General features: G+C 62.5%; 14 protein-coding genes. 3 read left to right on the top strand and 11 right to left on the bottom strand.

Annotation, left to right across the window (positions count from 1 at the left end):
• The first annotated feature begins 7 nt into the window (after positions 1-7).
• Entirely contained in the window at positions 8-544 is a 537-nt protein-coding gene (locus tag LKD23_RS04720) for an ECF transporter S component (RefSeq protein WP_227620645.1), read from the top strand.
• A gap of 64 nt (positions 545-608) precedes the next feature.
• On the opposite strand, the gene sstT is transcribed toward LKD23_RS04720, so the two are convergent.
• The 11 genes from sstT to LKD23_RS04665 form a co-directional block, all read right to left on the bottom strand.
• Positions 609-1856 carry a serine/threonine transporter SstT gene (gene sstT, locus LKD23_RS04715; protein ID WP_227620726.1) on the bottom strand — a complete coding sequence of 416 codons (1248 nt, stop codon included), beginning with the start codon at positions 1854-1856 and terminating at the stop codon, positions 609-611.
• A 274-nt stretch (positions 1857-2130) separates the two neighbouring features.
• Complete coding sequence (locus LKD23_RS04710; protein ID WP_227620644.1) at positions 2131-3231, bottom strand: dipeptide epimerase; 1101 nt, start codon at positions 3229-3231, stop codon at positions 2131-2133.
• A 14-nt stretch (positions 3232-3245) separates the two neighbouring features.
• Positions 3246-3728, bottom strand: a complete 483-nt coding sequence (locus LKD23_RS04705; protein ID WP_349138519.1) for an N-acetyltransferase — start codon at positions 3726-3728, stop codon at positions 3246-3248.
• Between the two features lie 170 nt (positions 3729-3898).
• Positions 3899-4285, bottom strand: a complete 387-nt coding sequence (locus LKD23_RS04700) for a helix-turn-helix transcriptional regulator (protein WP_227620642.1) — start codon at positions 4283-4285, stop codon at positions 3899-3901.
• 246 nt (positions 4286-4531) lie between these two features.
• Positions 4532-5200 carry a phosphate signaling complex protein PhoU gene (gene phoU, locus LKD23_RS04695; RefSeq protein ID WP_227620641.1) on the bottom strand — a complete coding sequence of 223 codons (669 nt, stop codon included), beginning with the start codon at positions 5198-5200 and terminating at the stop codon, positions 4532-4534.
• 17 nt (positions 5201-5217) lie between these two features.
• Positions 5218-5982, bottom strand: a complete 765-nt coding sequence (gene pstB / locus LKD23_RS04690; RefSeq protein ID WP_227620640.1) for a phosphate ABC transporter ATP-binding protein PstB — start codon at positions 5980-5982, stop codon at positions 5218-5220.
• Between the two features lie 13 nt (positions 5983-5995).
• Entirely contained in the window at positions 5996-6853 is an 858-nt protein-coding gene (gene pstA, locus LKD23_RS04685) for a phosphate ABC transporter permease PstA (RefSeq protein ID WP_227620639.1), read from the bottom strand.
• A complete protein-coding gene (pstC, locus tag LKD23_RS04680) occupies positions 6843-7739 on the bottom strand; it encodes a phosphate ABC transporter permease subunit PstC (RefSeq protein WP_227620638.1) in 897 nt (298 codons plus the stop codon). The genes pstA and pstC overlap by 11 nt, the downstream gene beginning before the upstream one ends.
• A 28-nt stretch (positions 7740-7767) precedes the next feature.
• Positions 7768-8652, bottom strand: coding sequence for a phosphate ABC transporter substrate-binding protein (locus LKD23_RS04675; protein WP_227620725.1), 885 nt, complete (start codon positions 8650-8652; stop codon positions 7768-7770).
• 339 nt (positions 8653-8991) lie between these two features.
• Positions 8992-9594 (bottom strand): GNAT family N-acetyltransferase, encoded by a 603-nt coding sequence (locus tag LKD23_RS04670; protein ID WP_227620637.1) that lies wholly within the window; start codon positions 9592-9594, stop codon positions 8992-8994.
• 84 nt (positions 9595-9678) lie between these two features.
• A complete protein-coding gene (locus LKD23_RS04665) occupies positions 9679-10110 on the bottom strand; it encodes a PTS sugar transporter subunit IIB (protein WP_227620636.1) in 432 nt (143 codons plus the stop codon).
• 206 nt (positions 10111-10316) lie between these two features.
• On the opposite strand from LKD23_RS04665, the gene prmA reads away from it, so the two are divergent.
• On the top strand, positions 10317-11231 hold the full coding sequence (prmA, locus tag LKD23_RS04660) for a 50S ribosomal protein L11 methyltransferase (RefSeq protein ID WP_227620635.1): 915 nt from the start codon (positions 10317-10319) through the stop codon (positions 11229-11231).
• Positions 11232-11386: 155 nt separating this feature from the next.
• Positions 11387-12130: an RsmE family RNA methyltransferase gene (locus LKD23_RS04655; protein WP_227620634.1), complete on the top strand. Its 744-nt coding sequence runs from the start codon at positions 11387-11389 to the stop codon at positions 12128-12130.
• Positions 12131-12165 lie beyond the last annotated feature (35 nt).

Genomic DNA, 12165 nt, shown 5'->3' with positions numbered 1-12165 from the left:
AACTCCGATGAAAACGAAACACACCTCTCCGGCCCGCAGCATCGTGCTGGCTGCGCTCTTTCTGGCTCTGGCCTTCGTCCTGCCCATGGTGACGGGCCATGTGCCGCAGGTAGGCAATATGCTCTGCCCCATGCATTTCCCCATCCTGCTCTGCGGCTTCGTGCTGGGCGGGCCATGGGGTCTGGCCGTGGGCTTCGCGGCCCCGCTGCTCCGCTCGGTGCTCTTCGGGATGCCCCCGCTGTACCCCATCGCCCTCTCGATGGCCTTTGAGCTGGCTGCCTACGGCGTGGTGTCCGGCTGGCTCTACCGCCGGGTGAACCACACGCTGCCCATGACCTATGCTGCCCTCGCGGCGGCCATGGTGGCCGGACGCCTCGTTTGGGGCGCAGTCCGCTTCCTGCTGGCGGGCCTCAGCGGCTCCAGCTTCCCCTTCTCGGCCTTCCTGTCCGGCGCACTCTTCACCGCTGTGCCCGGCATCATCGCCCAGCTGGTGCTCATCCCCCTCATTATCACCGCTCTGCAGAAGGCAAAGGTCATCGACTGAGCCTTTTCCGGAAAACGAAACAATGGCTGGAGCCGCGCGGCTCCAGCCATTGTTTTTTTGCACTTTACTTGCGGAGGAAGTCCGGCAGGGGCTTGCCCTGCTTGCGCCACTGATGATACTCAGCGGTAGCGGCGAACTCCACGTCACCGGCGGAGTTCAGCGCAGTCTCCACAGAGTCCTGGATCACGCCGATGATGAAGCCGACGCCGACCATCTGCATGGCCACATCATTGGAGATGCCGAACAGCGAGCAGGCCATCGGGATGAGCAGCAGGGAGCCGCCGGCCACGCCGGAAGCGCCGCAGGCACCCAGAGCAGACATGGCGCTCAGAACGATGGCGGCAGGCAGAGTCACGGGGATGCCCAGCGTGTTGGCCGCAGCCAGCGTCATGATGGTGATGGTGATGGCCGCGCCGTCCATGTTGATGGTCGCGCCCAGAGGGATGGAGACGGAATACATATCCTTATCGAGGCCCAGCTTCTCGCACAGGGCCATGTTGACCGGAATGTTGGCCGCCGAGCTGCGGGTGAAGAATGCGGTCAGGCCCGACTCCTTCAGGCAGCGGAACACCAGCGGATAGGGATTGCAGCCCAGATAGATGAACATGATGAAGGGCGAAACGATGAGCGCCATGAAGAGCATGGTGCCCACCAGCAGGGCCAGCAGCTTGCCGTACTGGGTAAAGATGGCCAGACCGTTGCCTGACACGTTGGTATACACCAGACCCATGATGCCGAAGGGAGCCAGATTGATGATCCAGCGCACCACCTGCGACACCGCATCGGCGGTATCGGCAAGGAACTTCTTGGTGGTGTCAGAGCCGATGCTCTTCATGGCGAGGCCGAACATGCAGGCCCAGAACAGGATGCCGATGTAGTTGCCGCTCATCAGAGCGCTGATGGGGTTGGCGACAAAGTTGGTGAGCAGGGTGCTCAGCACCTCGCCCAGACCCTGCGGCACCACGTCCGACTGGGCGGCATCAGCCAGAACGACCGACACGGGGAACACAAAGCTCGTAACGGAAGCGATGGCCGCCGCAAGGAAGGTGGTCAGCATATACAGCCAGATGACCGTGCCAAAGCGGCGGTCCAGCTTGGAGCTGCCCTGCGCCAGCGCACTGGCCACGATAACGAACACCAGCACCGGGGCGATGCCCTTCAGCGCACCGACGAACAGGCTGCCCAGCTCGCCGACCCAGCCTGCACCCGGCACCGCAAGCGCCAGCACCGCGCCGATGACCAGACCGGCGACGATGCGAAGGATGAGGCTGACCTCATTGTACTTCTTTGCCACGGCTTTTACGCCATTCATCATATCAAAACACTCCTCCATATGTGTGCGTACACCGCGCACACTTTTCTGTCTCTTTCCCAAAGACAAGTGTTATTATAGCACACACGGCAGAAAAGTCAAAGGTTTTCCGCAGATATTTCGGGCGGTTCCATCCGATTTCTCCCTTTTCCTCCCGGCCCCGCCGGCAAAACTGTGTTTGTGTCGCATACAAAGTTGAGATATTTTACCCAGCAAGGCAGAAAAATCCCCCGGCAGAGAAACTCTGCCGGGGGAAAGTCATTCTTATTTATTTTCAGTCGTCCAGATAGGTCACTTTGCCGGGAACGAAGCCCTTGATGCCCATGCCGGGGGCATCCGATACGGTGATGTCCTTCTCGTTGAAGACCGCACCGCCAAGGATGTGGTCCTCGCTGCAGAGCACCGGGCCGTCCAGATCGACCTTCGTGATGATCTTTTTGGCGCAGGCCAGCTCTACCGCCGCATTGACGGAGATCTTCGCCTCCAGCATACAGCCGATCATGCACTCGACGCCGTAGACCTCCGCCGCCGAGGCGATGCGGAGGGCGTTGGTGATGCCGCCGCACTTCATCAGCTTGATGTTCACAAAGTCCGCCGCGCCGGTCTGCATGATGCGCAGGGCATCTGCGGGGCTGAACACGCTCTCGTCGGCCAGCACAGGCACGCTGGCGTTCCGGGTGACGTACTGCATCCCCTCGAGGTCAGCGGCAGGCACAGGCTGCTCGACGAACTCGATGTCAAGGCCCTTTTCCTGCATCTGGTCGAGGATGCGGACGGCCTGCTTCGCATTCCACGCCTGATTGGCGTCGATGCGGATCCTGACCTCTTTTCCCACAGCCTCGCGGACTGCGGCCAGACGGGCCACATCCAACTCCGGGTCGATGCCCACCTTGACCTTCAGGCAGTCATAGCCCCGCTCGAGGGCCGTGCGGGCGTCCCGCGCCATCTCCTCCGGCGGGTTGACGCTGATGGTGATGTCGGTGACGATATTGCTGCGCGCGCCGCCCAGCATCCGGTAGACCGGGGCACCGTACTTCTGGCCCAGCAGGTCCCACAGGGCCATGTCCACCGCCGCCTTTGCACTGGTGTTGTGCACGAGGGCCTTCTGCACCGCAGCGGTCAGATCCTCGAACTCGTCGAGGTCGCGGCCAAGGATGGCCGGGGCGATGTGGTCCCGGATGGCCCCGATGATGGCCCCAGTGGTGTCGCCGGTGATGACGCCGGTGGGAGGTGCCTCGCCGTAGCCCACCGCGCCGGTGTCGGTGTGCAGCTCAACGATGACGTCCTCCACGCTGCGCACGGTGCGCAGCGCCGTCTTGAAGGGGACGCGGAGCGGGGTCGAGATGCGGCCCAGCTTTACCTGTGTGATCTTCAATGTCCAGTCCCTCCTTATTCTGCCCGCAGAGGCAGAGTCGCAGACAGCTTCTGATAGGCGATGCGGGGCTTGCCGTCATCCGCTAAGATGATGCCGCAGCGGGCAAAGCCGTTCTTCTCGAGAAGATGCTGCATGATCTTGTTGTCCTCGTGGGTGTCGGCGCGCAGGCTCTCGCAGTGCTCGAGACACCATGTAATGACCTCGTCCGTCACGCCTTTGCGATGGCCCGCCGAGGCCAGCCGGTGGATGGTTCCGTAGGGCAGGGTGTCGTTGAGCCACTTGCCGCCCTCGATCTTTGCATAGGTGGGGTCCGGCCCCAGAATGAAGGCGAACACCGCCTCAATCCGGCCGTTGACCGTATAGATGAACAGCCGGTTGGCGTCGATGTCCTCTTCCAGCATCTCTCTCGGCGGATAGTCGTCACCCCACTGGGTCGGGTTGCCCGAAGCAGCCATCACCTTCCGGGCACGGGCATAGATGTCTAAGATCTGCTCCAAATCAGAGTGTCTTGCTCCACGAAACATTCCGTTTCCACCCTTTCTTTCTGTGCGCCGCAGCGCACGTCTGGCTTCTATTGTAGCACACTCCGCCTCATTTTTCCATGCACAGACACCAAAAGGCGTCCCGAAGGCACGGGACGCCTTTTGGTGCATCTTGATCTTGCGGTTCAGGCCGGGGTGCGGGTGCGGACGGCGCGGCTCTGGCGGTACTCGCGGGGGCTTTGGCCGTAGCGCTCGTGGAACAGGCGGTAGAAGTAGCTGGTGTTCTCGTAGCCGACATAGGTGATGATCTGCTGGATGTTCCAGTCGCTGCGGCGCAGCAGACGGGCGGCCGTCTCCATCCGGTGCTTCTGGAGCAGCTCCTTGTAAGTGCGGCCGGTCTGCGCCCGGACGCACTCGCTGACATAGGCCAGCGAGACGCCGTAGCTGCGGGCCACATTGGAAAGGCTGGCCTCGCGGTAATTTTGGGTGATCTCATCCAAAGCCGCCTGCACCAGCTCGGCGCGGCTGACGGCCACACCGTGGGCTTCCAGCGGGAATTTCTTGGTGTCCATAGGTATCCTCCGTTGCGGCGCGGCCCGCCGGGAGACAAGGGGATGTCGGAGCCGGGCCGCGCTCAGGTCTCACAAGCGCCCCCTTTGGGAGGCTTCTGCTTATAATACGACACAGCGTGGCCGGAAATTGCACCAGAGGGGAAAAATCTCCAAAATTTTTCAGACGGAGTTTCGGCGCACAAACAAAAGCTGCCGCCCACACCCGGGCAGCAGCTTTTCAGGAAAAGAAAAAGAGGAAAACAGAACTCAGAACATATTCTCGTGGTGATACCGGCCGGTGCGCAGGAACTCCACCCACTCGGCGACGTTCACAGCGTGGTCGCCGATGCGCTCAAGGTACTTGATGACCATTAGCACGTCGAGGGCGGCGTCGATCTTCCCGGGGTCGGCAGCGATCTCCGCTGCCAGCATCCGCTTGATGCTGTTGAAGTCGTAGTCCACGGCATCGTCGGCCTCGATGACGGCCTTTGCCGCTGCCTCATCCTCTGCCGCAAAGGCGGCCATGGCGTCGTTCAGCATCTTGTGGGCTTTCCGGCCCATCTCGATGCTCTTGCTCACAGCGGGGTCGCCCGCCTTGCGGACACCGGCCAGATGGGGCACGATCTCCGCGATGTCGGCGGCGTGGTCGCCGATGCGCTCCACGTCCGTCACTACTTTCATGGCTGCGGAGATAAAGCGCAGGTCGCTGGCCACCGGCTGCTGGCGGAGCAGCAGGGTCATACAGCGGTGCTCGATGTCCCGTTCCATCCGGTTGACCTCAGAGTCGCCCTTGATGATCTCCTTTGCCCCCTCGGCGTCAGCCGTGCAGAGGGACTCCAGCGCATCCTCCACCGCGTCGGCGGACAGCTGGCCCATCTTGGCCAACAAAGCCTTCAGGGCCGCGAGGTCGGCGTCGTACTGTGTGCGTGTGCTCATATCGCAAACCCTCCTTTTTAACCGAAGCGGCCCGAGATGTAGTCCTCGGTGCGCTTGTCCTTCGGGGTGCTGAAGATCTCACTCGTGGGGCCGCACTCCACCAGCTCGCCCAGCAGGAAGAAGGCCGTGCGGTCGCTGATACGGGCTGCCTGCTGCATATTGTGGGTGACGATGACCACGGTGTAGTTCTTCTTCAGCTCGCTCATCAGTTCTTCGACCTTCATGGTGGAGCCGGGGTCGAGGGCGCTGGTCGGCTCGTCCATCAGCAGCACTTCCGGCTTGACCGCCAGTGCCCGGGCGATGCACAGGCGCTGCTGCTGGCCGCCGGAAAGGCCCAGCGCGCTCTTCCTGAGGCGGTCTTTCACCTCGTCCCAGAGGGCAGCGCCCCGCAGAGAGCTTTCCACCAGCTCGTCCAGCTCCGCCTTATTGTGGACGCCATGGAGTTTGGGGCCATAGGTGATGTTGTCGTAGATGCTCATGGGAAAGGGGTTTGCCTTCTGGAAGACCATGCCAACGCGGCGGCGCAGGTCGGTCAGCTGCATCTCCTTCGAGAAAATATCCTCGCCCCGCAGCCGGACATCTCCCTCGATGCGGACATTCGGCACAAGGTCATTCATCCGGTTCAGGGTCTTCAGAAAGGTGGATTTGCCGCAGCCCGAGGGGCCGATGAGGGCCGTGATCTCTTTTTCGCCCACATCCAGCGAGATGCTCTTGAGGGCTTTGAAGTCACCGTACCAGAGGTTCAGGTTCTTGGCCGAGATGACCGGCGTATTGTTATCCATAAAATATGACCTCTTACTGTTTCTGTTTCAGCTTTGTTTTTGCCAGACGGGCTGCAAGGTCGATGAGGAGCACCAACACCAGCAGCACCGCACCGATGCCCCACGCGGAGGCGAAGTCGCCGTCCTCGAAGGCCCGCAGATAGAGCAGGACCGAGAGGGTCGCGCCGTTGGAGGTGTACGCCTTGGCGATGCTGCCCGCGATGACCTCCGCCGCACCTGCGGTGAAGAGGAGGGCGGCGCTTTCGCCCACGATGCGGCCCACAGCAAGGATGCAGCCGGTGACGATGCCGTCGATGCTGCACGGGAGCACGATGGTGCGGATGATGTGCCACTTGCCTGCACCCAGACCCAAGGCACCCTCACGGTAGCCCTGCGGCACCGTCTTGAGCGACTCCTGCGTCGTGCGGATGATGGTGGGCAGGTTCATGACCACCAGCGTCAGACTGCCGGAGAGCAGGCAGGTCTTGAAGCCCATGGTCTGGGCGAAGACCAGCATACCCACAAGGCCGTAGATGATACTGGGGATGCCTGCCAGCGTCTCATTGGTGAACTCGATGACCTCGATGAGCTTTCGGTTGGAGGCGTACTCGGTCAGGTAGACCGCCGCGCCCACGCCCAGCGGAAGCACGATGAGCAGGGTCAGGAAGATGACATACAGGGTGTTGAGGATGGCGGGCAGGATGCCGTCGGTGCCCTTGAGGACGCTGGCGGTGGTGGAAAGGAAGTTCCAGCTGATGTGGGGGATGCCCCGGATGAGCACCAGCCCGATGACGCCCGCCGTCAGGGCGATGACCAGCACCGCCGCAGCCCAGACCGCCGCCGTCAGCGCGATGTTCCACGCACGGCGGGAGGGGGAGAAATCACGTTTCATCCTTATTTCCTCCCTTCAGCACAGCGTTGAGCAGCACATTGATGGCCATGATGAAGACGAACAGAACCAGCGCGATGCTGAACAGCGCCTGTTTCTGCAGGCCGCTGGCATAGCTCATCTCCTTCGCAATGGCCGTAGTCAGGAAGGTGACGCTGCGGAAGAGGCTGTCCGGCATATTCGGGCTGTTGCCGGCCACCATCATGACGGCCATGGCCTCGCCGATGGCGCGGCCGATGCCCAGCACGATGCCCGCGGCGATGCCGCTCTTTGCCGCTGGGATGCTGATCTTGAACCATGTTTCGGTGTCCGTAGCGCCCAGCGCGAGGCTGCCCTGCTCATACTCCGGCGGGACAGCGTTGAGGGCCGTCACCGACACCGAGACGATGCTGGGCAGGATCATGATGGACAGCACCACGATGGCCGACAGCAGGCAGGCGCCCGAGGCCTTACCGAAGGCTTTTGCCACCGCAGGCACCAGCACCTGCATCCCCAGCAGACCGAACACCACGCTGGGGATGCCGCTCAGCAGCTCCACCGCCGTGACCACGACGTTCCGCACGCCGGGTGCTGCGGCCTTCGAGAGGAACACCGCTGTCAGCAGGCCCACCGGCACGCCGATGAGGGACGCGCCCAGCGTGCCGTAGATGCTGGAGAGCACAAAGGGCAGGATGCCGTACTTCGGCTCGGCGGCCGTGGAGGCCCACTCGGTGCCGAAGAGGAACTTCAGCGGGCCGATCTTCCCGATGGCGGGCAGGCCCGACAGGAACATATAAACCGTGATGACAGCCACACAGCCCACCGCGAGGATGCCGCAGAGAAAGAAGATGGCATTCATGATGGCCTCCAGCCACTGGGCCGGAGTGCGGGGCAGCTCAAACTTTTTCATAAAAACACCTGAGCATTCGCGCTCAAAATCACTCGTTCACCGGGACAGCGCCAGCAGTGCGGATGAGGTTGGCGGCGTCAGCGCTGGTAGCAAAGTCGAAGAAGGCCTGAGCCTGAGCAGAAAGGGTGACAGAGTCGTTGGTGACGAAGACAAAGGGACGCTGCACCTCGTAGCTGCCATCCTTGACGGTCTCTTCGCTGCACTCCACGCCGCCGACGGTCACAGCCTTGACGGTGTCACCGACAGCAGACAGGGAAGCATAGCCGATGGCCAGAGGGTTGGCCTCCACTGCGCTGATGACAGCGCCGGTAGCGGTCAGCTCCTGTGCATACTTGCAGGAGTCCTTGACGTCCACGATGCTCTCGAAGCCGTCGCGGGTGCCGGAGCCAGCCTCACGGCCCACCAGAACGATCTCGCCGTCGTCGCCGCCGACCTCAGACCAGTTGGTGAGCTCGCCGGTGAACATCTGCTTGAGCTGATCGACGGTCAGATCCTCGACCTTGCTGCTCTTGTTGACGATGATGGCGATGCCGTCCAGAGCCACGGTGGTACCGGTGACGCCGGTCTCATCTGCCTTCAGGGCGCGGGAGGACAGGCCGATGTCCAGCGTCTTATCGGTCGCGCCGGTGATGCCTGCGCCGGAACCGGTGGGGTCATAGCTGACGGTGACGTCCGGCTCGATCTCGGCGAAGCCCTCGGTCAGAGCAGCGATGACGTTCTTCATGGAGGTAGAGCCGCCGGTGGCCACATTGCCGGACAGGGCAGCGCCGGAAGCAGCAGACTCCGCAGTGCTGGAAACGGCTGCGGAAGAGGCAGCGGTAGAAGAAGCTGCACCGCCGCAGGCGGTCAGGGCAGCAGCAGCGGCAGCAGCGCCGCAGATGGACAGGAACGAACGACGAGTGATCTTTTTCATCATAAATATCTCCTTCGGATGGGCCGGCCCTACGTTCTGGCCGGGATGTGTTTTCCTTTTTCTTGTTCCCTGTTGTCTCTCTCGGAACGTCTTTATTGTAGCGCGCCGCCCGTCCTGCTGCGACCATACCGGCGCAAAATGCAGGTAAAGCTTTGTGCTGTTGTTTTGTCCCACTGTCATCCTCTGGTAAAGTCCGTGTGGAAAACATAGCAGTTGATTTTACATTTCCGGTCAAACTGTCAAAAACAGCCGCTGACCTTTGTGCATCCCGCCCACCGGAGGGTGCAAAAAAGGCTGCTTCACAGAACGTAAAGCAGCCTTTCAGACCCTATGATTGAATCAGAATTTCTCTTCCGTGCCGTCCGGGCGGTAGAGCTGGACGTATTTCCGCCATTTGTCCTCGCCCATGACCCGGCTGTAGCAGTCGGACAGCGCCTTGTTGGCCTCCCCGGCCTCCATCGCGCTGTCCTCGGCAGGCAGCACCAACACCCGGAACCATGCATCGAAGAGATGCTCGGTCCAGCCGGTGTCAGCTGCGCCGCAGCGGGCATAGAAGCCCAGACGGCGGACGGCCATCGCCCTGTCGTCCGCCTTTTCGGGGCACTCGGCCTCGATGAGGATGGCTTTTGCACCCTCCTCGTGGGCGGGCAGAGCGGCCAGCAGCTTTGCGCCCACCCCCGAGCTGCGGTAGGCGGGCAGGACGGAGAAATAGTCCAGCTGGCTCACTTCGCAGCCCGCGGGCCGCACCATCAGCAGGTAGGACACCAGCGTGTCCTCCGCGAACACGCCCCATGTGTGGGCCATGCCGGCGGCCTCGCTGTTCAATATCATGCTCAGCGGCTTCAGCTCGCTGGGCGGGAAGTCGCGGCGCATCTCGTCCAGATACACCCGCGTCAGCTCGTCGGCGGTGAGTTTTTTCCAAGTGAGGTTCTGGGGCTTCATATCGGGTTTCCTTTCCTATTGAATTAAAAAATGCCGCCGGGCCGGGCACTGAGGCCCGCTCCCGGCGGCGCTGCATCGGATGTTTTACAGCTGCTTGCGCAGGGCGTCATACACGGCCTGCACATCGCCCTTGATGACCACCTGACAGGCGTTCTTGGCCGGGCGGATCACGCCCTCTGCACCTGCGGCCTTGGCTGCGGCCTCATCCACGGAGGCATAGCTGTGCACCTCGAAGCGGAGGCGGGTAGCGCAGTAGTCCATCTTGATAATGTTCTCTTTGCCGCCGAGGGCTTTCAGGAGGCCGGAGGCCATTGCCTCGCTCTCGGCCGAGGTCATGCTGGGCGTCTCCGCCCCGCCGTTCTTGTGGTCGTGGCAGTACTTGCGGCCAAAATAAAAGCAGGCCATCGCCGCCATCGCCAGAACGATCTTCACCGGCAGAGAGACCGGAAGGAAGGTGACGATGAGTGCAATGACGATGGCAGCGATCCAGCTATAAATATCCATTCCCAAAAACATACGATAATTCCTCCTTTGGGGAACACAGCGGCGGGCACTTCCGGCAGGAAGCGCCCGGGTCTGATCCGGGTACGACTCCATATTAACATACCGCCGGAAAAAAAGAAAGCCTTTTCGCACATCTTTCGCCCCGGGAGCTTGCATCCCGGGCCGGAATCGGGTACTATAAAGGCAGTATATCCCGAATACACGGAAGGAGCATCCTTATGGAATGGACTGATATTCGCCTGACCGTATCCAAAGCCGACGCCGAGGCCGCCGAGGCCGTGGCCACCATGATCGCGGAGGGCGGCATCTATATCGAAGACTACAGTGACATCGAAGAGCAGGTGGAGCAGATCGCCCACGTGGACCTCATCGAGCAGGAGCTGCTGGACAAGCCCCGGGACACCGTCATCATCCATATGTATCTCAAGCCGGGGGACTCCCCGGTGGAGACGCTGGCCCTCATCGCGGCCCGGATGGAGGCCGCAGGCATCCCCTACACCTCCGAGACCGAGGGCGTAGAGCAGGAGGACTGGCAGAACGGCTGGCGCAAGTACTACCACCCGATGGACGTGGGCCAGCGCCTCGCCGTCGTGCCCTCGTGGCAGGACTACGAGACGAGCCGCGTCAAGCTCATCCTCGACCCGGGCCTCGCCTTCGGCACCGGCGGCCACGAGACGACCAACCTCTGCCTTGAGGTGCTGGACGAGCGGGTCAGGGGCGGCGAGCGGGTGCTGGACATCGGCACCGGCAGCGGCATCCTCGCCATCGCGGCCCTTAAACTGGGGGCAGCCGTGGCCGAGGGCGTGGACATCGACCCCGTGGCCGTCCGCACGGCCGGGGAGAACGCCGCCCTCAACGGCGTGGCCGACAAGCTGACCGTCCTCGTGGGCGACCTGTCCGACAAGGCCAGCGGCAAGTACGACATCATCACCGCCAACATCGTGGCCAACGCCATCATGGCGCTGGCCCCCGCCGTCCCCGGCCTGATGGCCGACGACGCCGTCTTCATCGCCAGCGGCATCATCGACAGCCGGAAGGATGAGGTCATCGCCGCGCTGGAAGCTGCCGGCCTCGCCGTGCTGGAAGTGAAGGAGAAGCGCGGCTGGGAGTGCATCGTCTGCAAGAAGGCGTAAATTTTTTAACAGGCTTGCCCTCTCCGTCATTGCTTACGCAATGCCACCTCTCCCAAAGGGAGAGGCTCAAAGCCTCACCGCCGCGTCTTTGGCTCTCCCTCTGGGAGAGCTGTCACCGAAGGTGACTGAGAGGGCAGGGACGCTCAGGAGGAACTATGCCGCACCGCTATTTTACCACCGAGATCTCCGACGGCACTGCCGTGCTGCGGGGGGCTGACGCCCACCATCTCTCCCGCGTCATGCGGGGGAAGCCGGGAGACACCGTCATCCTCTGCGACGGCAACGCCGTGGAATACACCGCCACCATCACCGGCTTCGGCGACGAGACGGTGGAGTTTTCCGTCGAGCCGGGCTATCCCAGCGCCGCCGAACCCACTGTGGACGTCACCCTGCTGGTGGGCTACCCCAAGCAGGACAAGCTGGAGCAGGTCATCCGCCACGGCGTCGAGCTGGGCTGTGACCACTTCATCCCCTTCTTCAGCCGGTACTGCGTGGCCGCCCCCAAGAAGGAGGAGCAGAAAAACGAGCGCTACAACCGCATCGCCTTCGAGGCCGCCAAACAGTGCGGACGGGGGGTGCTGCCGGATGTAGCTCTGCCGCTGCCCAACTTCGGCGCAGTCTGCCGCAGCCTCGGACAGTACGACCTCGTGCTCTTCTGCTACGAATGCGGCGGCGCACCCCTTCGCCAGCTGCTGGCCGAGGCAAAGCCCGCCGACGGCCAAAAGCTGAAGCTCGCCGTCATCACCGGCGCAGAGGGCGGCTTTGCCGCCGAGGAAGCCGAGATGGCCGCGCAGGCCGGGGCAAAGACCGTAGGCCTCGGCCCCCGCATCCTCCGCTGCGAGACGGCCCCTTTGGCCGTCGTCTCCGCCGTCATGACCCTGACGGGAAATCTCGAATGATATGCAGCAAAAAGGGCGTCCCGCCGCGGCGGGAC

Origin of the sequence: Faecalibacterium butyricigenerans (assembly GCF_020687345.1) — a bacterium.
GTDB classification, from domain to species: Bacteria; Bacillota; Clostridia; order Oscillospirales; family Ruminococcaceae; genus Faecalibacterium; species Faecalibacterium butyricigenerans.
The sequence above is the reverse complement of the archived record's forward strand: the minus strand, read 5'-3'. Positions and strand labels throughout refer to the sequence as shown.